Source organism: Methylophaga thiooxydans DMS010 (assembly GCF_000156355.1).
Lineage (GTDB): Bacteria > Pseudomonadota > Gammaproteobacteria > Nitrosococcales > Methylophagaceae > Methylophaga > Methylophaga thiooxydans.
The window spans coordinates 77,509-100,097 of record NZ_GG657904.1 but is presented as its reverse complement, the minus strand read 5'-3'; the positions used below and the strand labels follow the sequence as shown (position 1 = coordinate 100,097).

25 protein-coding genes are annotated in these 22,589 nt (G+C 46.4%); 12 read left to right on the top strand and 13 right to left on the bottom strand.

Annotation, left to right across the window (positions count from 1 at the left end):
* Positions 1 to 111 precede the first annotated feature (111 nt).
* From MDMS009_RS13465 to MDMS009_RS13455, 3 genes are read left to right on the top strand one after another with little or no spacing between them, the layout of a single operon-like run.
* Positions 112 to 1,200 (top strand): glycosyltransferase family 4 protein, encoded by a 1,089-nt coding sequence (locus tag MDMS009_RS13465; protein ID WP_008291984.1) that lies wholly within the window; start codon positions 112 to 114, stop codon positions 1,198 to 1,200.
* Entirely contained in the window at positions 1,197 to 2,015 is an 819-nt protein-coding gene (gene rfaP / locus MDMS009_RS13460; RefSeq protein ID WP_043888366.1) for a lipopolysaccharide core heptose(I) kinase RfaP, read from the top strand. The genes MDMS009_RS13465 and rfaP overlap by 4 nt, the downstream gene beginning before the upstream one ends.
* Complete coding sequence (locus tag MDMS009_RS13455; protein WP_081443634.1) at positions 1,991 to 3,367, top strand: lipopolysaccharide kinase InaA family protein; 1,377 nt, start codon at positions 1,991 to 1,993, stop codon at positions 3,365 to 3,367. The genes rfaP and MDMS009_RS13455 overlap by 25 nt, the downstream gene beginning before the upstream one ends.
* Before the next feature lie 35 nt (positions 3,368 to 3,402).
* Here MDMS009_RS13455 and MDMS009_RS13450 read toward each other — a convergent pair whose 3' ends face one another.
* From MDMS009_RS13450 to MDMS009_RS13410, 9 genes are all read right to left on the bottom strand, one after another.
* Positions 3,403 to 4,089 (bottom strand): CatB-related O-acetyltransferase, encoded by a 687-nt coding sequence (locus MDMS009_RS13450; protein WP_052298177.1) that lies wholly within the window; start codon positions 4,087 to 4,089, stop codon positions 3,403 to 3,405.
* A 3-nt stretch (positions 4,090 to 4,092) separates the two neighbouring features.
* Complete coding sequence (locus tag MDMS009_RS13445; RefSeq protein ID WP_008291942.1) at positions 4,093 to 4,686, bottom strand: YrbL family protein; 594 nt, start codon at positions 4,684 to 4,686, stop codon at positions 4,093 to 4,095.
* Positions 4,687 to 4,688: 2 nt separating this feature from the next.
* On the bottom strand, positions 4,689 to 6,413 hold the full coding sequence (locus MDMS009_RS13440; protein ID WP_008291989.1) for a carbamoyltransferase family protein: 1,725 nt from the start codon (positions 6,411 to 6,413) through the stop codon (positions 4,689 to 4,691).
* Between the two features lie 61 nt (positions 6,414 to 6,474).
* Positions 6,475 to 7,215 (bottom strand): lipopolysaccharide kinase InaA family protein, encoded by a 741-nt coding sequence (locus MDMS009_RS13435; RefSeq protein WP_043888364.1) that lies wholly within the window; start codon positions 7,213 to 7,215, stop codon positions 6,475 to 6,477.
* A complete protein-coding gene (locus tag MDMS009_RS13430; RefSeq protein ID WP_008291986.1) occupies positions 7,199 to 8,701 on the bottom strand; it encodes a hypothetical protein in 1,503 nt (500 codons plus the stop codon). The genes MDMS009_RS13435 and MDMS009_RS13430 overlap by 17 nt, the downstream gene beginning before the upstream one ends.
* Complete coding sequence (gene waaF, locus MDMS009_RS13425) at positions 8,679 to 9,734, bottom strand: lipopolysaccharide heptosyltransferase II (RefSeq protein WP_043888362.1); 1,056 nt, start codon at positions 9,732 to 9,734, stop codon at positions 8,679 to 8,681. Before waaF ends, MDMS009_RS13430 begins: the two co-directional genes overlap by 23 nt.
* Positions 9,735 to 9,737: 3 nt before the next feature.
* A complete protein-coding gene (locus tag MDMS009_RS13420) occupies positions 9,738 to 10,544 on the bottom strand; it encodes a ZIP family metal transporter (protein WP_008291996.1) in 807 nt (268 codons plus the stop codon).
* Positions 10,545 to 10,582: 38 nt separating this feature from the next.
* Complete coding sequence (gene yfiH, locus MDMS009_RS13415; RefSeq protein WP_237700531.1) at positions 10,583 to 11,311, bottom strand: purine nucleoside phosphorylase YfiH; 729 nt, start codon at positions 11,309 to 11,311, stop codon at positions 10,583 to 10,585.
* A gap of 16 nt (positions 11,312 to 11,327) precedes the next feature.
* Positions 11,328 to 12,119 carry an inositol monophosphatase family protein gene (locus MDMS009_RS13410; RefSeq protein ID WP_008291988.1) on the bottom strand — a complete coding sequence of 264 codons (792 nt, stop codon included), beginning with the start codon at positions 12,117 to 12,119 and terminating at the stop codon, positions 11,328 to 11,330.
* A gap of 96 nt (positions 12,120 to 12,215) precedes the next feature.
* Between MDMS009_RS13410 and MDMS009_RS13405 the strand changes: the two genes are divergently transcribed.
* Genes MDMS009_RS13405 through pmbA form a run of 7 tightly spaced genes read left to right on the top strand, consistent with a single transcriptional unit; the run spans position 12,216 to position 17,685 of the window.
* Positions 12,216 to 12,944: a 16S rRNA (uracil(1498)-N(3))-methyltransferase gene (locus tag MDMS009_RS13405; protein WP_008291921.1), complete on the top strand. Its 729-nt coding sequence runs from the start codon at positions 12,216 to 12,218 to the stop codon at positions 12,942 to 12,944.
* Positions 12,941 to 13,258, top strand: coding sequence for a DUF3301 domain-containing protein (locus MDMS009_RS13400; protein ID WP_008291981.1), 318 nt, complete (start codon positions 12,941 to 12,943; stop codon positions 13,256 to 13,258). The genes MDMS009_RS13405 and MDMS009_RS13400 overlap by 4 nt, the downstream gene beginning before the upstream one ends.
* Before the next feature lie 16 nt (positions 13,259 to 13,274).
* A complete protein-coding gene (locus tag MDMS009_RS15920; protein WP_008291960.1) occupies positions 13,275 to 14,312 on the top strand; it encodes a response regulator in 1,038 nt (345 codons plus the stop codon).
* An 8-nt stretch (positions 14,313 to 14,320) separates the two neighbouring features.
* A complete protein-coding gene (gene prmC, locus MDMS009_RS13390; protein WP_237700530.1) occupies positions 14,321 to 15,160 on the top strand; it encodes a peptide chain release factor N(5)-glutamine methyltransferase in 840 nt (279 codons plus the stop codon).
* Between the two features lie 31 nt (positions 15,161 to 15,191).
* The gene (locus MDMS009_RS13385; protein ID WP_008292000.1) at positions 15,192 to 15,950 is read left to right on the top strand and encodes a HesA/MoeB/ThiF family protein; all 759 of its coding nucleotides are present in this window, start codon (positions 15,192 to 15,194) and stop codon (positions 15,948 to 15,950) included.
* On the top strand, positions 15,947 to 16,354 hold the full coding sequence (locus MDMS009_RS13380) for a M67 family metallopeptidase (protein ID WP_008291958.1): 408 nt from the start codon (positions 15,947 to 15,949) through the stop codon (positions 16,352 to 16,354). The genes MDMS009_RS13385 and MDMS009_RS13380 overlap by 4 nt, the downstream gene beginning before the upstream one ends.
* Entirely contained in the window at positions 16,351 to 17,685 is a 1,335-nt protein-coding gene (gene pmbA, locus MDMS009_RS13375; RefSeq protein WP_008292001.1) for a metalloprotease PmbA, read from the top strand. Before MDMS009_RS13380 ends, pmbA begins: the two co-directional genes overlap by 4 nt.
* Here the strand turns inward: pmbA and MDMS009_RS13370 are convergent.
* Genes MDMS009_RS13370 through MDMS009_RS13355 form a run of 4 tightly spaced genes read right to left on the bottom strand, consistent with a single transcriptional unit; the run spans position 17,682 to position 21,028 of the window.
* Positions 17,682 to 19,865 (bottom strand): PilZ domain-containing protein, encoded by a 2,184-nt coding sequence (locus MDMS009_RS13370; protein WP_008291963.1) that lies wholly within the window; start codon positions 19,863 to 19,865, stop codon positions 17,682 to 17,684. The two genes, pmbA and MDMS009_RS13370, sit on opposite strands and share 4 nt — an antisense overlap.
* A 9-nt stretch (positions 19,866 to 19,874) precedes the next feature.
* The gene (locus MDMS009_RS13365; protein WP_008291995.1) at positions 19,875 to 20,144 is read right to left on the bottom strand and encodes a BolA family protein; all 270 of its coding nucleotides are present in this window, start codon (positions 20,142 to 20,144) and stop codon (positions 19,875 to 19,877) included.
* The gene (locus MDMS009_RS13360; protein WP_008291973.1) at positions 20,141 to 20,440 is read right to left on the bottom strand and encodes a YciI family protein; all 300 of its coding nucleotides are present in this window, start codon (positions 20,438 to 20,440) and stop codon (positions 20,141 to 20,143) included. Before MDMS009_RS13360 ends, MDMS009_RS13365 begins: the two co-directional genes overlap by 4 nt.
* A 9-nt stretch (positions 20,441 to 20,449) precedes the next feature.
* Positions 20,450 to 21,028 carry a septation protein A gene (locus tag MDMS009_RS13355; protein ID WP_043888380.1) on the bottom strand — a complete coding sequence of 193 codons (579 nt, stop codon included), beginning with the start codon at positions 21,026 to 21,028 and terminating at the stop codon, positions 20,450 to 20,452.
* 43 nt (positions 21,029 to 21,071) lie between these two features.
* On the opposite strand from MDMS009_RS13355, the gene MDMS009_RS13350 reads away from it, so the two are divergent.
* Both MDMS009_RS13350 and MDMS009_RS13345 read left to right on the top strand, forming a co-directional pair.
* Complete coding sequence (locus MDMS009_RS13350; protein WP_237700529.1) at positions 21,072 to 21,911, top strand: PHP domain-containing protein; 840 nt, start codon at positions 21,072 to 21,074, stop codon at positions 21,909 to 21,911.
* 54 nt (positions 21,912 to 21,965) lie between these two features.
* A complete protein-coding gene (locus MDMS009_RS13345) occupies positions 21,966 to 22,589 on the top strand; it encodes an L-threonylcarbamoyladenylate synthase (RefSeq protein ID WP_008291983.1) in 624 nt (207 codons plus the stop codon).

The following is a 22,589-nucleotide window of genomic DNA, read 5'->3' as shown; positions in this document are numbered from 1 at the left end:
CTAGTCTTGTCTTACAACAGTACGTTAAGTTCAGAACACCACTATTCTAGTTTAATGTTCGCTAAGATGTTAGTGCCTACCCCGCTTTTTAGGTTCAGGATATTTGATTTCATGCATTTTGCTTTTGCCATCACAGAGTATTTTCCCTTTGGTGGGGCACAACGTGATTTTTATTTTGTTGTCGAAGCAATGGCAAAACGTGGCCATCAAATTTCTGTGATTACGCTGGGCTGGCACGGTGATAAACCATCGGATTGGCAACTGTATGAGTTGGAAAAGAATCAAACCACTAATCATGGTCGAATTCGAGCGCTTTCCAATTATGTCGTCAGTCTGAAACAGCAAGGCTTGTTTGATTATGTGGTGGGCTTTACCAAACTAGCGGGCTTGGATGTTTACTTTGCTGCAGATCCTTGCTTTACCGCCAATCGTTATCGCGGCTTAAAACGCCTATTGCCCCGTTACCGCACTTATGCAGCGATCGAAAAAACTTTATTTGAGACGCCCCATTTGCATAGTTTTTTTCTGACTCAACATCAACAAGATCAATATCAAACAAGTTTTGGCCTCAACCCCAACAATAATTATTTATTGCCTGTCTCTGTGGGGGAGTCTTTTCATTACAGTGCTGAGAAATTTGAAGCCGCACGACAGTGGCGAAAACAATATGAACAAGACACGGGACGTTTTTTACTCTTATTCGTAGCGGCAGACTTCAACACCAAAGGCTTGGATAGAGTGATTGCGGCCCTAGCACGCTTGTCTGAGCAACAACAAAGTCGCTTTGAACTGTGGATCGTGGGTAATGGCAAGCAATCGTCTTATGTGAATAAACTGAATATGCTCAGACAGCTTAAGTTTACGTTCTGGGGCGGACAAACGGATCTTGCTCCCTTTTATTTTGCTGCCGATTACCTTGTGCATCCGGCGCGAAAAGAAGCGGCAGGCATGGTGCTTGCGGAAGCAGCGGCAGCAAGGTTGCCGATGTTAATCAGTGATGTCTGTGGCTACGGTTTTCTGGCTGAGCAGGATAAACAGTCCAAGGTGCTTGATGATAAGGTGATTGTGCATGATCTTGCGAAGGTATTGAGTGGGGTGACGCCCTCATTGCCCGTCCGCAGTGACAAAAATCAGAATGTCTCAGCGTTATCGCGTGCAGAGCTGTGTGCTGATCAGATAGAAGCATGGTGTCAGGGATGAAGCAAACCGTTTATCTTCGAGAAGATGTACAAGCTGCCTGGCAACAGCAAGATTGCTTTGATGTATTACTAAAGCAGCAAGGCGACGTGTTTAGAGATAAAGAAGGTCGTCGTACCTTACGCTTCACCTTGAATAATCATAGCTATTTTCTCAAATATCACGCCGGCGTAGGTTGGGGTGAGATTGTGAAAAACCTGCTGCAATGGCGTTTGCCAATTATCAGTGCCAAAAATGAATGGCAGGCGATAGAACGGCTGCATCAGTTAGGCATCGCTACCATGCAACTCGCCGCTTATGGTGAGCGAGGCAATAACCCAGCGAAACGCCACTCTTTTGTGGTTACGGATGATTTGGCCAATACCATGAGTCTTGAAGATCTGGGAAAGCAATGGCAGAAAACAAAACCGACCTTCAAGACTAAAAAAACACTGATTGAGAAGTTGGCGGATATTAGCCGAACCATGCACCAGGCAGGTATTAATCACCGTGATTATTATCTATGCCACTTTCTGTTGACCGATACATTTGCTGACAGTAATGAGATTAACCAAGACACAGTGCTTCATTTGATCGATTTACATCGTGCGCAACAACGAAAAAAAGTCCCGCAGCGTTGGTTGATAAAGGATTTAGGGTCGTTGTATTTTTCTGCCCATGAGGTGCCCCTTACTCTGCGGGACCGACTTCGGTTTATGAAAAGATATAGCAATAAATCGCTGCGGGATACCATAGAACAGGATGCGACTTTCTGGCACAAGGTGGAACAGCGCGCTCAGGTGTTGCTGGAAAAATGGCAAAGGCATACCCCCAAATGAGTGAAGCCATTCATGCTTTTCTCAATGGTCAAGCGGTCTCAGCACCATTTGATATTGATACCGATAAAGGCACGTTTCACTGTCGGAAAATACTGAGAGTTCTAGCAAGAAGACGCTTGGTTGTTGATGCGGAACATCAGGGTAAACGGCTTTTACTCAAGTTGTTCGCACCGACACGAAAAGGAAAACGAGAGCTTTCCAGAGAAATAACAGGTTATCAGGCTTGTAAAAAGGCTGGCGTTCCAGTTCCTGAGCAGCGTTTGATAGAGCACAATTTGGCTGGTTGTTTAGCGGTCGGCTATGCGTTTTTGTCTGATGCCACCAGCTTCAAGCTGACAGAGCATGATGCGCTCTCCGCTGAAAGACTAGTAAAGCTTATGCTGTTATGTCACCAAGGTGGTATTTATCAACAAGATATTCATCCTGATAATCTATTAGCCACGCCGCAGGGCGTTGTGCTCATTGACCTGGCTTCAGTGCGCGGTAAAGCGGGCAAGCCGCTTTCAAAACAAAAAAGCCTGACCAACCTTGCCCTGTTAGTGGCGCAATTTCCGCCAGAACAACAAGTTATCGTGAAGGATAAACTGCGTGTTTATTTTCAGCAGCGTGGCTGGTCATTTGATCAAAAAGCACAGCATAATTTTAAAAAGCGACTTAATCAGCAGTGGCAGAAACGTAAAAATACCTACCTGAAAAAATGCTTCCGTTCATGCACGATGACGGCTTATAAAAAAACGGCGACGATTGAGTATGCGTTTAAACGCCGATTTTTTGAAGCAATATCTGAAGATGTCGTTCATCGAATAGACGCTTTGGTTGAGCAGGGAAATGTTTTAAAAGCCGGTAACTCCGCGACGGTTGTGGTCACAAAGTTGGCAGGACGAGATGTGGTTATAAAGCGTTACAACGTAAAGTCATTCTCGCATTTCTTAAAGCGCTGTTGGCGCCCAAGTCGTGCTGCTAATTCTTGGCGTTATGGTAACTTGATGGCGTTATTAGGCATATCAACGCCGGAAGCATTGGGCTTTATTGAAAAAAGGAAGGGGCCATTAAGGAAAACAGCGTATCTAATCTGCGCCTTATCCAATGATGCCAAAGAACTTAACCATGCTTTTCCTGATGCTTTGCCGCCTAAATTAGTAATGGAGCAAGTCGAACGTATTTTCAGCCTAATGGCAACGTTTAAGTTAAGTCATGGGGACTTAAAGGCGAGCAATTTATTATTAAAACCAACTGGACAAGTTGAGTTGATTGACCTTGACGCCATGCAAGAGCATTGCATTTCGTTTTATGAACGTCGAGCACAGCATCAGGATAAACAGCGGTTTTTCCAGAACTGGCCAAAGCAATAAGCAAGTTAAAGTCGAAGGCCTCGGTAAACTGAAGATTAACCGGGGCGAACGCGTTTTCCTTTTATTTCTATTAAAGATAATTGCGCTTTTTGATTGAGTTTCCAGATGTTTTGAGTGAATTGAATAATATCTTGGAAGTCCAACTTCTCCAGTTCATGTTTATCGTAATCCCACCATTTAGATGCTAAAAGTTGTTCAATAATGGCTTTGTCGAAACGAAAACGAATAGATCTTGCTGGGTTACCTGCCACAATCTCATAGGGTAAAACATCTTTTGTTATGACAGCATCACAACCAATGATTGCACCATGACCTATAGTTAGTCCCGCCATTACAACAGCATTATTACCAATCCAAACATCGTGTCCAATAACGGTCGGAGCAAGTTGATGCGTGTATTGACGACTGAACTGTGTGCTGGTCGAGACCCAGTCTACTGGGTGATTACGGGGTGGTAATCCTAGTGTGACATTGCGGCCGATTGAGCAGTAGCGGCCAATTTCAGCGATACCCAGTAATTTGGAATAACTTCTGATATAGCTATAAGCGCCTATTCTCAATTTTTCTGTGACTGGACTCGACGGGTCCACTATTACGTCACCCATGCGTGAGAATTCTTCGAGCTGTAGCCAGCAGTCATGATCGATGCCTTTGGGACTGCTTATACGGACATTTTTTTGTCGGGCTTTGTACTTGACGAGATAGTCACCTAAGCTGAGCATAACTCAAAAGGCCTGTAAGTCGTTTCCTAAGTGAGGGTATGTTTGCCCAAGTAGTTTGTGAAAGCGAGACCACTTACGTTCTATTTTGGCGCTACCGAACCAAGAAAAATAATTGGCTAGAGGTATCCAATCGGCATTACCTAAATTATCAATAATATGTGCAGAAAACGCTCCGTCATCATTCCGCTGTATCAGTAGATTATTGGGTTTTAATGACATGGTCAGCACGTTATGTTGTAGCTGGTATTGTTTTAACTGGGCGAGCGCAGAGTTAAGCGCAGTCTTATTCTTCAAGAACCGTTCAGGACTTTCAAGATAATAGCCTAGCGTACGAGAAACCTGCCCATCACTATCATATACAAGATCGAAAACAGCGCCTTGGCCTAAGTTAGTTTCTACGTTGCCATGGAAACGTGGGACTGCCCGCCAGTCCGTTAAATGTTGGGTTAAATACCGATAATAAGCTTGTTCGCGGTTTGTTTCGGCATTATTACCGTTGACAACAACTTTGATACATAAGTCGCGGTCGTCAGGATGTTCATAGCACTCGCGATGCCATCCTTTCCCTATGAGTTTCTCTCTAGTTAGTTGTAGCACGGTTATTGTTTGGTGATAAGAATATCTTCCATGACCAAATATTGCAGGTCAGAACCAAAGAACATATTCAACGCATCAGTCGGGCTGCAAACCATCGGTTCACCGCGGCGGTTTAAAGAGGTATTCAATACAACGCCGTTACCGGTGAGCTTTTCCATTTCCTGTAACAGACTGTAGTAACGCGGGTTGGTATGTTGGGTAACGATCTGCGCTCGAGCTGTACCATCTTCATGTACAACTTCCGGAATACGTGATTTCCAGCTCTCATTTACGTCAAAGGTGAATGTCATATACGGGCTGGGATGATCGGTTTGCAGTATCTCAGGCGCTACCGTATCCAAAATGCTTGGACAAAATGGACGCCAGCGCTCGCGATATTTGATTTGTGCATTAATACGATCAGCAACACCAGAATGACTTGGCGAACCTAGAATACTGCGGTTACCCAAGGCTCTTGGCCCAAACTCCATGCGGCCCTGAAACCAGGATATCGGGTTTCCATCAGCCAAAATCTGTGCTGTTTCAGCAGTCACATTATTCATACGTTGCCACGTAACTGGCTGCTCATAGTTGTCACAGGCTTCTATACATTGCTCGGTGGTGTAAGCAGGCCCGAGATACACATGCTCCATCTTTTCGACAGGCACGCCCGCCATTTGTGATGCATAACTGGCGGCACCAATTGCGGTACCAGCATCACTGGCGGCAGGTTGAACAAACAGTTCTTTCACGCCGGGCATGGCAATAATGCGTTGATTAAGTTTTACATTCAAAGCGACACCACCGGCATAAGCGATTTTGCCTGTTTCTTTAATAATGTCGCCAAGATAATGATCAATCAATTGCAGTGCGGTTTTTTCCAGCAGATCTTGAATGCTGGCAGCATAATCAATATAGGGTTCGTCCTTCTCATCACCCTCGCGCATGGGGCCTAGCCAATCAATCAGATCAGAGCTGAAGAAATAACCTTTGCCATTTTTTTTATGTCGACGCAAACCAACAGTGTTGACCAGTTTATTATTGACCTTGAAGTTGCCGTCTTTACAGTCGATTAAACGTGAAAAATCAAATCGGCTTGGGTCGCCATACGGTGCCATCCCCATTACTTTGAATTCACCATCTAGCATTTCAAAGCCGAGGTATTCAGTGAGTGCGCCATACATGCCGCCCAATGAGTCAGGATCATAAAACTCTTTAATTTTATGAATTCTGCCGTTTTCGCCATAACCGAAAAAGGTCGTGGCGTACTCACCTTTGCCATCAATGCCGATGATAGCGGTTTTTTCTTTAAAACCACTCAGGTGATAGGCGCTACTAGCATGAGCGAGATGATGTTCGACCGGCACAAACTTGACTCTATCAGCACCGATGCCCAGATCATCGAGTAACTTCATTACATTCTGATGATTACGCCAATAACGACGGTTACCGCTGAATAAAGCCGTTAAGGCGCGATCCGGTGCATACCAATGACGCTTGGCATAATGCCAGCGCGCGGGTGATTTAAGGCCAATTTCTGCATAAGGAAAGGCAACAATATCGATTTGTTCAGGGGTAATCCCTGCCTGTTCAAGACAGAACTTGGTCGCCTCGTAAGGCATTTTTCCTTTGGCATGTTTATCACGCAGGAAACGTTCTTCTTCAACGGCGGCAACAAGTTTGCCATCAATATATAAAGCAGCGGAGGCATCGTGGTTGACGGCGCCAGACAGGCCTAAAACAATCATTTTATGGAGTGAGTCTTTAAGTTAAACAGCGCTCAGTATAACAAGCAGCATAAGATTTGGACTAGCGTCGTTTTTGCAACATCTTTTTTGTCAGCTGCCGCCATGTCCGCTTTGATTTTTCTGAGAGTTTGGTTTCGCCTAGATAGGCTTTAAAAAAACGCATACGATCAGCTGTTGACCACGCATCAGCAAGGTGACGTGATAAGGTAGAAAAATCACGCGTCATCGCCTGTTTTTTGAATAAACGTTTGCGAAGCTTCTCTAAATCAATGAGTTTTGCCTCCCACTGATCAGTTTGCTGACGAATGAAAATATGCTTGGGATAAAGGCAGTTGTGTTGAAAATGGTGTGAATGAAGCTGCTGTATCAGTTTGGCTATTTCAATGATTAAGCTGTGACGTTCTTGTAGGCTGAGGTGTTCGGGGGATAAATCTTCAAGACTTTGATAACCAGTGAGTGACTTAGTAATAAGGATGGCTTTGGTTTGGTAGGCAGCAAAAAAAATGGGTTCTAAGGTTGGAATCTGATGCTGACGAAGTTGTTGAATATTATTATATTCACGTTGGAAGGTTGGGGTGCCCTTTATACAATGGCTGCGGTTGCGCGTTATATGGTTTTCTTGGCGTTTTATAAAAACATCCGACAACTTACCCGCTACAGGGAGTTGATACTGAATCACGCCGCTCCAACCGCCTCGTCTGTAGTTGGGTGGCTCAAACCAATCGCAATCTAGATTCCAGAAAAAGTCGAAGTTTTCTGGACTGGCGGGAATAGGTAACTTGAATTCAGTCGGCGTCTGCATGATGATCAATTTTATAGATTGTCGCTTTGTTACCACGGCGATTGTGTAATTCGTAGACAATCTCCGCCGTGGTTACTCCGTATAGTTGCGCTAACGTTTTAGCGTCTTTCTTTTCGACACGAATCAGGTAATCAAAGCGCTCAATATTTTTGAACCCTTGCGGGTGATAAACAATAGGCCGGTCATTATTTCGTTTGAAATAATACTGAATAAACTCATCATCGGTGGCGATAAGACTATTTTGATTCAGGTTTTGTTGGGCCCAAATCGCGGTGTTCTTTATATAACTTTTGGAGTTTGTTGTGTGGAGGGCATCAACAAACCCAGCAAAAACCAAGAATGCGAAGAAGGCAAAAAGCCTATAACGACGGTTAAGCCAAGCAGCTTCAATTGCCTGAGTCATTTTCGGTAAAAGAAGCAGGAATAGGCCGACGATGGCCATGGCGCAGTAGCGCGTAACAACAAAATACTGTCTGAAAAGAAACGCAAGCAGAATCAGGATATTGACTGCTAGAAATCCCCATAATAGCTTACGGTAACGATGCGCCGGAACAGATGTTGTCGTTTTCAATGCTACGAGCCAAATCAGTCCGTAATAGCCTGAGACACCTGCCAGCAATTTATACAACAGCATGACGCTGAGTCCTGAGAACAAAATCAATGCACTGTAATCAGCGGAGAATGGACTGAGAATGCGTTTTTCCATCACATTCAGCCGTTCATCGAGTTTTAACTGCAAGGCTTCAGTATTGAGATAAGTCAGGTAATCACTGACTTTATCAAAGGCGTTGAACCACTCAGTCAAGCTTAAAGCTGCTATGGCCAACACAACACCAATCATGAGATTTAGACTATGCAGACGAACTAATTCACGGATCGATGATTTTAGCTGACAGCTGCTGAGGGCAAAGAATGGCATTAAGAATAGTAAAATAATGCCCTCGACCCTGAACAATACCGCGACCAATGCACTGACTTGCCACTGTATAGCCGTCTTTAGTTTAGGCTCAGCCTGGTAACGCATCAATTGATAAAGCGCCAGAGAGCAAAATGCCCAGTATCCAATATCGCGTATCACGAAATCACGATAGTCATTAATGCTATAAAAACTCAGTATAAGCACGGCAGCAATGCCGACCTGCCGCAGATTAGGTAACAACCGATGACTGATTAATAACAACGCATCTGTAAATACTACAAACAAAATACTGTTGAGAGTGTTGGCGCTGAGCTCAATGGGCAGGCCTGATAATTGACTGAACCAAGCTGTTAGCATGGCGAAAAATGGCCAGTCATAGATAGTGGCCATCGATGACAGGCCGCCATCAAAATAAGCCTGCACCATTTCCATGTACATTACGCCATCACGATTAATGATATCGTCGAAATAATAGGCAGCAGCAGAGAGTAATAAACTAATAAGCGCGGTTATTAGCCTAATTTGTGAAAAGCTCAGCGAGAAGTTAGCGTGTTTTGTTGTGTTCATCTGTAATCAATCGTATCAAATCCGTGACGCGGTTAACGGTCAGCTCCTGCATGCACCGGTGGTGGCCTTCTGGACAAGTGCGTTGAAAGCAGGGGCCACAGTCAACATCAAGCTGTAAAAGTCGGGCGTTATTGGCCAGAGGTGGTGTAAAAGAGGGGGATGTCGGGCCATAAAGTGCTACCAATGGGCGCTGTAATGCCGCGGCAATGTGCATCAGACCAGAATCATTGGATGCCACACAATCTGCCGTACTAAGTAAGTCAATGGCATCTTCCAGCTTAGTCTGGCCACTAAGGTCATAAAACTGTTCAAGGTGGCTGGCTGAGATATGTTTTGCTATCTCATGTGCTGTGGTCTGATCGGCTTTTGAGCCCAGTACGACTATTTGCCAGCCATCATCTAAGAAATGGTTTGCCACTGCGGCATAATGTTCGGGAGGCCATTGCTTGGCTGGGCCAAACTCAGCGCCGGGACATAAAATCAAACGTTTTTGGTCTGGCTTAATGACTGGGTTAATATCTGCCTTTATTGGCTCAGCCTGCATTAGAGGCGCCTGATAACTTGGCGCTGCATGCGACTGCGAGGCCGGATAAGCCAGTGACACAAAGCGTTGCACCATCATTGGTAAAGCCGCTTTATCCAGAGTGCGGATATCATTTAAAAGGCCATAACGCATTTCACCGCGCCAGCCTGTTCTCACCGGAATGCCAGCAAACCAGGGAATTAAGGCCGATTTCCACGAGTTTGGTAACACAATGGCTTGGTCATAGGCTTGATTGGCAAGCTCTCGTGCCAATTGTTTTCTTATTTTCCAGCCAAACGTGCCATGGGTAATCGGCATCGTTACAGCTTTATTGACCTCAGGCATGCGTTCCAGCAGTGGTCTTGTCCAGTCCATCGCTAACACATCAATGACGACATTGGGGTTGTCATCTTTCAGCGCACGAAATAGAGCTTGCGCCATTACCATGTCCCCTACCCATGAGGGGCCGACAACCAAGATTTTGTGGATGGCGGTGGTTTGGACAGTCATAGGCTAGTGCAAAGTGCTGTGAGCAATAAAAATGAATATAACACCGGCGGCAATCAAGGAAATTTGTTGCAGCGTTTCTGATGGGCGGATACGGGTATGCAATCCGGGTATCAGGTCGGCGACGGCGACATAGATGAAGCTTGAAGCCGCTACCACCAGAATGTACGGCAAATACTGTTGCATATCGGCTAACAAGAAGTAAGCCAGCAAGGCGCCAACGACCGTGCCAAGACTTGATAAAATATTGTAGTAAAGTGCTTTACGTCGCGTGAACCCGCTGTGCAACAAAAGAACAAAATCACCTAACTCTTGCGGGATTTCATGAGCTGCAATGGCTAAAGCAGTGACGATCCCTAAGTGCACATCGGTCATAAAGGCGGCAGTGATCAAGATGCCATCAACAAAGTTATGTATGGCATCGCCAATCAGAATCAACGACCCCGCAGCTTCGTGTTTGTGATTGTGGCCGCCGTGGTGATCAGGTCGGTTGAGCTCCGGAATCACTTCATCACCATGGTGACTATGACAATGTCGCCACAACACCATTTTTTCCAATAGGAAAAAAAGCAGCAGGCCGAGTAATAAGGTCAGGCCAATTTCATGTGGATCGACGTTGTATTGGTTTTCAATGGCGTGGGGGATTAAGCCCAGAAATGACGCACCCAACAAAGCACCAATGGCAAAGCTGACCAAATGCGGCACGGTAGTGGCGCGATGCTTATCAGACAGCAGTAAAAATGAGGAAGCGATCACCACGCTGAGCAAACCGCCCAACAAACTAAAACCGATGATCCAGAATAATAAATCCATAGTTAGCCACAAAAAAACGTCAAGCCGACAATCATACCTTATTTAGCCACAATCCAGATAAGCGATACCATCCTACCGGTGATGCCATCTCGCCGATATGAGAAAAAACGTTGCTTTTCCGTTACCGTACAAAAATCGCCACCATAAATTTGTGTAATACCCAGCGCGGAGAGGCGCTGTTTTGCGAGTAGGTAAATATCCGCTAGATAATGTGTCTGGTCTCTGACTTTAAATGCCTGCTGGGCATCTTGTGAATAAGCAGTGAACGCAGCATAGACTTCTTGGCCGACTTCAAACTGTGTTGGTCCTATGGCAGGACCAAGCCAGACCAGAATATCCTCTCGTGCCCCACTAAACTGGCTCACGGTGTTTTCCAATACACCATTCAATAAGCCACGCCAGCCAGCATGCGCTGCTGCCACTTGTTTACCCTGTCTGTCCGTGAACAAAACAGGTAAACAATCTGCCGTCATGATGGCGCATACTTGCTTAGGCTGATCGCTGTATATCGCGTCTGCTTGGCTACTTTTTTGCCATGATGAAGCATGAATGACATCAGTTCCATGGACTTGCTCCAGCCAGAGCGGAGAGTTTGGCAGGTTTATCAGCTGCTTGAGTTGATCGCGATTTTTTTTGACGACTGAAGCATCATCACCAACGTGTGTGCCTACATTCATACTGTCGAAGGGCGCCTGACTAAAACCACCCTGACGAGTTGTAGAAACGGCTTTGACGTTAAGCGGTGCAGGCCAGTCAGGTGTCAGCATGTTGTCAGTGACCATCTTAGCTTGGCACTTTAAGGTAGGATCGCCACTGATCGTACAAATCTTTGTCAATCGCCGCGCAGCTTGAACGTTGTTCCAGCGTGTTTTTGAAAACAATCTCGCCGTTTAATGTACAGGCGTAGGCTCCCGCTTCGGAAACGATTAAATCAGCAGCAGCGTAGTCCCATATATTTTGGCCCCCATGCAGGTAAACATGACCACGGCCAGCGGCAAGCCAGCAAAGTTCCAGTGCAATCGAGCCTTCATTGCGCTGTGAACCATACGGACGTTCTTTGACTAATTGTGTACTCAGTGCCTCAGGAAGGCGCTTAAAATCAATAAATGCAATGGTGCGTTTAAGTGTCAGCCCGACATTTTCAACGAGCAACGGCGCATCATTCAGCCATGCGCCTTGGCCTAGGCAAGCGCTAAAACTTTCATCACGAACCGGATCGTAGACAACGGCTGTGATGACTCTGCCTTGTTCTATTAACGCCAGAGAAACACAAAAAAACGGTAAGCCTGCTGCGAAGTTACTAGTGCCATCGATAGGGTCCAAACACCAGAGCGGTTGTCCGGTATCTAGCATTGCTTGCTGTTCTGCTGGTGTCATTTCCTCGCCAAGCAAAGCGATGTCAGGACAAATTTCAGCTAATCGCTCAGACAGCGCATGTTGCATAGCGTTATCCGCTTGCGTCACGATACTGCCGTCTTTTTTGTAGCGGCGACTGACGTTATTGAATAACGGCATGATCGTGGTATCAGCCACGTCTTTTACTATTTGCTGTAGTTGCCGCCGGTCAATATTCATGCGCCTGAGTATAACAGCGCCAACGAAAATTTGATTCAATCTGACAGTGACAAGCTGTAAACTGCTTGCAGTTAATTTATTTGCAAGCAGCTTTACATGCGTATTCCCCGATTTTTCTGTCCTGAGCTCGATGCCAGTCAACGCGTACTGCCTTTACCAGAAGCAGTGCATCGCCATGCGATTCAGGTGTTGAGGCTCAAACAAGGCGCACGGATTCAGCTTTTTAATGGCAAGGGACTCGAGTATCAAGCGACATTGACGCATGTCGAACGTAAACGCTCGGAAGCTGAGTTGGGCGAGCAACTCACACAGGCTTCTGAATCGCCCCTGAATATCACGCTGTTACAAGGTATCTCGCGTGGTGAAAGAATGGATTTCGCTATTCAAAAAGCGGTCGAGTTGGGCGTTAATCAAATCATTCCTGTAATGACAGAACGTTGTAACGTGCAGCTCAAACACGATCGCATTGAAAAGCGTCTTGCTCACTGGCAAGGCGTGATAGTCAGTGCCTGTGAACAAAGTGGACGTGCTGTGTTGCCCACCTTAAGCGAAGTAGTCGATATGCAGAATGCGTTGAACTCGACAGCGGATACCATGAAGTTGGTTTTAGACCCGCAGGCACAGACGCGGTTTAACGATCTGCAAGCCGCCACACAACTCACTCTGCTAATCGGGCCTGAGGGTGGTCTGACGGATGATGAAGTCAAGATGGCAACAAGTAGCGGTTTCACTGCCGTGCAATTTGGGCCGCGTATTTTACGAACTGAAACAGCCTCTACTGCAGCGCTTGCCGTAGTACAAAGCCTGTGGGGAGATTTAGCATGAATGAAAGTACGATTGTGTTACTGGTTTTGTCTTTACTGGGCTGGTTGTGGTGGGATAGCCGTGGCGTTGCCGAGCGAGCAACTATTGCTGCACGTGCCTACTGTGGTAATGCTGGGGTTTCCTTCTTAAACGATACCGTTGCTTGGCAAAAAATGCGTCTGAAACGTAATAGACAAGGCCGAATGCAGTTACATCGAACTTATTTTTTTGAGTTTGCCAGTGATATGCAACAGCGCTATCGTGGACAAATCATCATGTTAGGGAAAAAAGTGGAGTCAGTCAGTCTCGACGTCTTTCGTGCTGCTGAGAGATAAAACATAAGGAGAAGCCATGCAGAATAAAACTGCTTTAGTTGTGGATGATTCACGCGTTGCCAGAATGACTCTGGGAAAGCTGTTAAAAGCACAAAACTTCGACGTGGTGGAATTAGAAAGTGGTGAAGCGGCGCTGGACTGGTTGCAATCAACGGCAGATAAGCCGGTTATTGTCTTTATGGACGTCACAATGGGCGGTATGGATGGCCTGAAAACGTGTTATGAAATAAAGTCTAAGCCTGATTTGGCCTTGATTCCTGTGGTGATCTGTACCGGTAATGATAGTGAAACGGACTTAGAAAAGGCACTGTCGAGTGGTGCTGTTGCCGTATTGTCGAAACCTCCTGCAGCCGATGCCTTGCAAGCCTTATTAGACGATGTGACTGCCACAATGCAAACTGACGAGCCGTCAGCGACAGCGATGGATTCGGAAGACCATCGCTCAGAATTCGATATCAACGCAATGACTGCAGCACTTCGTGAGCAGCTCATGCCTGAGTTGCAACAGCAACTCGAAAAGATGACGACCGATATCAGCCGTGATATCGCCGCAAAAACAGCACAAGAAACAAGCCAAAAGCATAGTCTGAGTTTAATTCCTGAAATGACGCGTCAAGTGTCAGAGTCGGCGCAAACCCAATTGATTGAAATAAAACAGAACCTGGCCAGTCAAGCAAATGATGCTGTTTTCAAAGCAGCGGAGCAAGCGGTTGATAAAGCACTGCAAAGCTATGGTTTGACAGAAAAAGTAATGGTCACCTTGCGTAGCGAAGGCATGGATTGGCTTAATCAGCAGCAAGAGCCTGTTCGCGAGACTTTGTTTAAACAGGTGCAGCAAGATTTGATGCCAATGGTAAGTCGTTGCGTCGATGAGCAGCTGAATGAACGTGTCTTGCCGATAGTCAAAACGCAATCTGTTGAAGCGCAACAGGAAAGTGACAGCAAGCAACAGGCACAGCTGGCGGAGTTGCAGGCGGATTTAAAACAACAACGTTATATCAGCATCGGCGCTGCAGTACTCGCTGTGATTGCGGTTGTGATGGGTATCTTTTGACTGAACGAATGATGCAGCCTACGGTGCATGAAGCATTGGCATTTGGGCGTGCAGAGCTCAGTGATTCGCTGAGCCCTGACGTTGATGTGCAGATCTTGTTATGCCATGTTTTAGACTGCACCCCGACGCGTTTACATGTGTCCCCAGAACATGAACTCGAAGCGCAGCAATGGCAGTTATTCAACCAATTAGTGGAACGGCGTAAGCAAGGCGAGCCAGTGGCTCATCTGACGGGAAGCCGTGGTTTCTGGTCATTGGATCTGTTGGTCGATAACTCGACCTTGATTCCGCGTCCGGATACCGAATTATTGGTGTCGCTGGCATTATCAAAAATTAAGCCCAATATGACAGTGGTTGACTTGGGGACAGGAACTGGCGCGATAGCATTATCGCTCGCCGCCGAAAAAGCAGATATCGATGTGATTGCAACGGATTTTTCGTTTGCGGCTTTACAACTCGCGCAAAAGAATGCAAATCGACATGCGCTTGAGCAGGTTCGTTTTATCAATATGTCCTGGCTGGTGGGTTTTAAATCCGCTAGTTTTGATCTTGTCGTATCCAACCCGCCCTATATTGAAATGCGTGATCCACATTTAAATCAGGGTGATGTCAGGTTTGAGCCATTGTCTGCGCTAGTGTCTGGACCGGATGGCTTAGAGGATATTCGCCAGATCGTGGTGCAGGCAGCGAAATGTTTGAAGAAAGATGGCTGGTTGTTAGTCGAGCATGGTTATCAACAATCAGCAGCAGTCCAGCAGTTATTTACCGATGCCGGGTTTGAACATATTTCGGCACATCAGGATTTTGGCGGCCAAGATCGCGCAGTCATGGGTCAACTGACGTTATAATATGGCTTTTGATGGTTTTAGCTAATCGACGATGAACGACGATCAACTGCTTCGCTACAGTCGACATATTTTGTTGCCCCAGCTGGATATTAACGGCCAGCAAACACTGATCGATAGTCATGTGATGATTATTGGCCTGGGTGGTCTGGGGGCTCCGGTATCAATGTATCTCGCGGCTTCAGGCATTGGTAAATTGACCCTGGTGGATGATGATGAGGTGGAGTTATCTAATCTGCAACGCCAGATAGTTCATGGACAACAGGATATCGGCCGGGAAAAAGTTGCCTCTGCTGCCGATAAGCTGCGCGAGTTGAATCCTGATGTGAGTTTGCAGTTAATCAATCAACGTCTGGATAAAGCCGGATTAATGGCGGCAACTGCTGATGTAGACGTACTGGTTGATTGTTCGGATAACTTTGCTACCCGCTTTTTGTTAAATGAAGTCAGTCGTGAGCAAAACCTGCCCTTGGTTTCAGGTGCGGCGATTCGCTTTGAAGCACAGATCACGGTGTACGATCCACGACAGGCTGAGAGCCCCTGTTATCGTTGTCTTTATGAAGACAAAGGTGAACTGGAACAAAGCTGTTCAGAAAGCGGCGTGTTGGCACCCATGCTTGCAATGGTGGGGGGCACTCAGGCAGTAGAAACCATAAAGCTGTTAACCGGGGTGGGTGAAAGCTTGGCTGGCCGCTTATTATTGCTGGATGCTTTATCGATGCAATGGCGTGAAATCAAAATGAAACAGGACCCCGACTGTCCTGTTTGTTCTCAAAATCAGGAACAGCAATGACACAAAAAACAGTTCAAATTCCTCGACCGCTGGTTAATCAACTGCTGCATCAAGCACAATTATCACCGGCACAGGAAGTCTGCGGTTTAATTGGTCAGTTGGGGCAACAGTGTGAATGTTATCCGATAGAGAACGTGGCGATGGATGCCAGTGTTTTATTTGCTCTCAATGCCAGCGAGCAATTAGCGGCATTCAAATCGATGAAACACAAAGGCCAGTCCTTATTTGCCATTTATCATTCACACCCAAGCAGTCCGGCGATGCCATCAGTGATTGATATTGAAGATGCAAATTACAGCGATGCCTTGTATTTGATTATTTCACTCAATACCAAGGGAGTGCTGGAGATGCGTGGCTTTTATTTAACTGAGGGACAGACTGAGGAAGTTGAGCTAATTATATGAGTCAAGAAATACAGAAACCCAGCCTTGAACGTGCTGCCGAAATTGCTCTGGAGCAGGCCAATAAACTCGGTGCCACGGCTGCAGAAGTGGGGCTGAGTCATAGTGAAGGGCTTTCCGTTACGGTGCGTCAGCGTGACGTCGAAACGCTCGAACATAATAATGATACGGGCTTAGGTATTACGGTCTTCTTTGGTCAAAGCAAAGCGTCGTCAAGTACATCAGATCTCAGTCCTGCGGCGATTCAGGAAGCCGTGCAGGCAGCGTGTAATATCGCTAAACATACACAGGCGGATGATGCCGCAGGCTTGGCTGATGCGGACTTGATGGCAACCTCACTGCCGGATTTATCCCTTGATCATCCATGGAATCTGACTGTTGAGCAGGCCATTGAGTTAGCCACCGACTGTGAGCAAGCTGGACTTGACTCAGATACACGCATCAGTAATTCAGAAGGTGCCACAGTTTCAAGTCACCGTGGGCAGCGTATTTACGCTAATAGTCATGGCTTTCTTGGCAAGACTCAGAGCAGTCGCCACAGTATTTCAGCCAGTCTTATTGCCAAAGATGAACGCGGCATGCAACGCGATTATTGGTATGACATGGCAAGAGATGCCAGTGATTTGAGTTCCGCAACCAGCGTTGGTATCAAAGCCGCTCAACGCACTTTAGCTCGGTTAGGAGCCGGTGATGTTAAAACAGGTTCTTACCCCGTTTTGTTTACAGCCGATGTTGCGCCGAGTCTATTTGGACAATTGATCGCAGCGATTCGTGGTGGCGCTCTTTATCGTAAAGCATCATTTTTATTGGACAAGCGTGGCGAGCAAATTTTCCCATCCTTCGTTCATATCCATGAACAACCGCATTTGTTAAAAGCACTGGGTAGTGCGGCATTTGATGCCGAAGGCGTTGCAACAAGTAACCGCGATATCATTCTTGATGGTGTTCTACAAGGCTATGTATTGGATAGTTATGCGGCCAGAAGACTGGGTATGAGCACAACCGCTAATGCAGGTGGTGTTCATAACTTGAGCATTGATAGCAGCACCGACATGGGGTTTGAGGGGCTGATCAAGCAGATGGATAAAGGCATTATCGTCACCGAAACCATGGGCATGGGAGTTAATATCGTTAATGGCGATTATTCTCAAGGTGCAGCGGGCTTTTGGGTTGAAAATGGTGAAATTCAATATCCGGTGGATGAATTTACTATAGCCAGCAATTTGCAGGATATGTTTATGAAGCTGGTGGCCATTGGCAGCGATATTGATCTGCGCGGTAATACCCGCTGTGGTTCGGTCCTGCTTGATAAAATGATGATCGCTGCAGCTTAATCTGACTCATAAAAAAGCCGGATAATGGGGCTGATATCCGTTAGCTCCATCAAACCGAACAAGCTACCAAATTGCTGACGTAGCTGCTGTACTTTATGGGCTCGTAGCTGACGCAATTGCTGTAGCTGGTCAGCGACATCTGATTCCAGATAAGCGTCATCACTACTCAGCGGGTGTATGACACAGTGATAAGCTATCAGCGATGGGTTTTTTAGTGCGCGTTGCATCCACAGCGTTTTATCCCGGCTGTGATTAAAGTCTTGTTCAAAGGCAAGCGTCCATTGCTGCTGTGAGTTTTGATAGCCATAAAGCGTGGTTATCAGCGTGTTCTGATCGTGAGGCAACGCTTTTAGCATCTCGCTAAGATGCAGCATTTGCTGGCGAAGTACAGTCCAGAAATGCTTATCAACGTTTTCTGCCGCGTTACTATCGGTCATGCCTACCAACGTGATATCACGTTGACCTTCTTGCATGCCCAGAAATACCGGTAAGGTAGTTAATGTCGGAGTCAGCTGGGCACTAAATAGACGGCCTTCAGCCGCCTTAATCACATCATCATGATCCGTTTTTAGTTTGTCTGCGTTTTCAGCAATCACCCAGTCAAAGAACTGGTTCAGACTTTCAGGGCAATTATATCGAATGCGCTGTAAACCCAGCTTGAGTTTGCCGTTCCAAAGCTGTTTATTTTTTACCTGATAGGGAATGGCTTGCAGGTTAACTTTCTTGGTTAATGTTTGCCAGCGTAAAAAGTTTGCACTGATACGTTGGTTCAGTGAAATATCAGTATCTGCAGGTAAATACAACGACATGCCATGTGCTGATACGTCCAGCGTTTCAACCTGCCATGATTGATTCTCTAGTTGAATAGTGACGGGAGTGCGAATGTAAAAACGTGAGCACGCGCGTTCGATATGTTGTTGCAAACTATTTGGTGTGGCCAAATCATCGTCAAAAAAAAGTTTCAAGCTTTGCAGGGCACTCAACTGACTTTGATTAACAGAGTGGTCAGCACTGACGTTGCTAAAGCAATGACTCATATCAAGTAAGCTGACCCGCTTGCGTATTGCGTGCAAAGTTGACTCTAGGCTGTCAGCACAATCGCTATTAAGCTGGCTGATGGTAGCGAGTTCGTTTGCCATCGTGTCGTCAGAGAAGTTGACCTGGCTTGTTTGTAACCACAGCAAGCGACTATCAGGTTTTGCTAAATGCCAGTTAATTAATTTTTTCACCGATTTTTTCTGACTGAGTGCACACCCATAACTGCTATCGGCATGAACTACAGCGATCACATCCTGGGCGCCAGCACACACTTGCAGGAGCGGTAACTGTTGCAAAAACTGTGGGTAAAAATCAGCACCGTAAACGGCTTGTGCGGCCGGCATTATATGCACAGCCAATAAAGCTTGTACCTCATCTTTGCTCGCCAGCCAAAGCTGAGGCTGGTGCAAATGCGTCAACCAAACACGTTGATAAAACTGATTCTGAAGGTTAATCAGGCGATCATCCACATCAACTGAACCTTGCGCGCCATGCGCTGTGAGCCATGCTTGTAACACTTGATCAAAGACATCATCCTGCTGGGCAAGACTTAACACCACGGTCGTGTAGCGTTCATCATGATCGATTTTGATGATTTGATAGGTGGCGGCAGTGAGCAGTGCCTCATTATCGGGATGCGGAAAATCAGTAAATTCTATTCTGACAATATCATCAGCATGTAATGAGTGAGTCCGTTTGAATGCGATGCGAATTGCTTGGCTGGCGATATCTACCGTATGCCCGTTATATAAAACATCGTCTAAGCGAAGTTTTATCGGCGTGCTGAAGGTGATACGTTCTTCACTACGTTGTAGGCTGCTATCCAGGCGTAACAACAGTGGGGTATCAAGTTGTGCTTTGGCCGGTGTTGCCTGCTGAGCTAAGAGTTTCAGGGCTTTGAGCACGGCTTCATAAACGCCAATGGTGTAGCGACCATCAAAACGTGCCATTAACTGTTTGACCAGTAGGTATGCACGGTCATCAAGATAATGCTGGCGACCGCCAAATTCGTAGCACTGACATTCGCCTGCAACTTTACCGCGTAGATCTATAATGCGGTTACAGTCTTTATTTAAACGCTGCTTTTCCAACTCCTGCAAAAAGGCTTGATTTTGCTGTTTACGGTTGGAAATATCGGCCATAAAACGCTGTCAGGGTTGAGAAACTTCGTTAGGGGTTTTCGCTTGAATACTCAAGGCGTGGATCTGACTTTGCATTAAAGCATCTACGTGAGCGAATACTAAGCGGTGACGTTGGATGAGTGATAAGCCTTCAAAAGCATCGCTGACAATAAACAGATTATAGTGGCCCCCACCGGTGTTGCCGGCATGACCCGCATGGCTGGCGCTGTCATCTTCAATCTCCAACTGCGTTGGCTTCAGTGCTTGTAGCGCCTGTTCAATTGATTCTAGTGTATTCATGGGAAAACCTTTTTAAACGGTTTAACCGTGACGTTGGCATAAACATCAGCAGCAATGTAAGGATCCGCATCCGCCCATTGTTGTGCTGATTCGAGATCAATAAACTCAGCCACTACCAGACTGCCTGTGAATCCAGCTTGGCCGGGGTCCTCACTGTCGATGGCAGGGTGTGGCCCGGCCAAAATCAGGCGACCTTCATCCTGCAAGTGCTGCAGACGAGCTAAATGTGCCGGTCTGGCTTCAATGCGGCGTGGCAGGCTATCTGGTTTATCTTCACTAATAATGGCGTACAGCATAGGCACCTTTTATTTGGAGACTTCGACTGCGTGGCGGGCGAGGTAAATGGATTGTGCAATAACAAAGACAATCGTTAACCCGAGCATGCCAAACAATTTGAAATTGACCCAAGTGGCTTCTTCAAAGTTATAGGCAACGTATATATTAGCTAAACCAGACACGATAAAGAACAGGATCCAGGCGATATTCAAGCGTGACCAAACCTGCGTGGGTAACTGAATATGGTCGGCCATCATGCGTTCCAGCAATGTTTTGTCGGTAAACAGTTGCGCACCGATGAAGACTAAAGCAAACAGCCAGTTTACTGCTGTGGGTTTCCACATAATAAAGTCGGGATTTTGTAGCCATAACGTCGCGCCACCTAACATGACAACTAAAATCAGCGTGATCAGATGTGCCCGCTCCACTTTACGGTGCATTAACCAGCTGTAACTGACTTGCAACAGGCTCACCACAATCATTACCGCCGTGGCGGCGTAAATGCCTTCTACATGGTAAATTTCGCCGTTGAAGGTGTAATCGCCACCAGCAAATTTATAGGCGATAAAAAACAGTACGATAGGTAAAAAATCAAAAAACAGTTTCATCTCAAACTCAGTTAAATACAGATCCATTGCATTCTATCGTAAAATGGCGCTTATGACTCAGTATGACTTACACACTCACTCCACGGCTTCGGATGGTTCATTAACTCCCACACAGTTAGTGGAGCGTGCCAGCCAGCAAGGTGTGACGCATTTAGCGTTGACAGACCACGATGGAACAGAAGGCATCGAAGAAGCTAAGCGTATTGCAAACCAAGCCGGAATTGCGCTGATTCCGGGTGTAGAAATTTCAGTCAGCTGGTATGGCGCTACCGTGCATATTGTCGGATTGAACCTTGATATTGATAACCCCGAGTTGCAACAGGGGCTGGCACAACTACGTGAGTATCGCCAAACACGGGCAGAAGCGATTGCACAAAAACTAGAAAAAGCCGGCTACCCCGGCGCTCTAGAGGGGGCGGCACGTTATGCCTCCAAAACCATGTTAGGGCGTGTGCATTTTGCACGGTTTCTGGTGGAAAAAGGCCATGCCAAAGATATGAAAGATGTGTTTAAACGTTTTCTGGTTCGTAATAAACCAGGCTATGTCAGTGGTGAGTGGGCTACATTAAAACAAGCAGTAGAATGGATTGTGGCGGCGGGCGGCCAGGCTGTTGTGGCGCATCCGGCTCGTTATAAAATGACCGCGACAAAACGCCGTAAATTACTGAGAGAGTTTAAATCACTCGGTGGTGTGGCGATCGAAGTCGCATCTGGTCAGCAGCATCCGGAAGAGGTGCGCACGATGGCAAAATTGGCCGAGGAGTTTGATTTGCTGGCCTCGTGTGGCTCGGACTTTCATAGCCCTGATAATAGCTGGACTGAACTTGGTAAAATTACCACTCTGCCGCCGTTTGTCACGCCCATATGGAATCAATGGGCATGAGTCGTCAGGCTTTGTGTATGATGAAACGCTTAAATTTAAGACGTGTAGATAATTATGAGTCAGTTCTTTCAAATCCATCCAGATAACCCACAACTACGTTTAATCAAGCAGGCCTGCGATATTATCCGCCGCGGCGGTTTGGTGGTGTACCCCACTGACTCTGGCTATGCTTTGGGTTGCCAAATTGGCGACAAAAACACGATGGACCGTATTCGACGTATACGTCAGCTCGATGCGGATCATAATTTCACGCTGGTTTGTCGGGACTTATCAGAGTTATCTACTTACGCCAAATTCAATAATGCCGTGTTTAGATTGCTGAAAGCGCATACACCGGGTTCTTACACGTTTGTTTTGCCGGCCACTAAAGAAGTGCCCAAACGACTGCAGCATCCAAAGCGTAAAACTATTGGTCTGCGCATTCCAGAGCACACAATTGCACTGGCTTTACTGGAAGAGCTGGATGAACCGTTAATGAGCTCGACACTGATTCTGCCGGGAGATGACTTACCGATGACCGATGCGGAAGATATTGTCGATGCCATAGGCAAACATGTGGATCTGATTATTGATGGTGGTGCCTGCGGTGCTATTCCAACGACGGTGATTGAATTTATTGATGATGTGCCTGAGGTAACACGATACGGTCAGGGTGATAGCACCCCGTTCGAAAGCTAA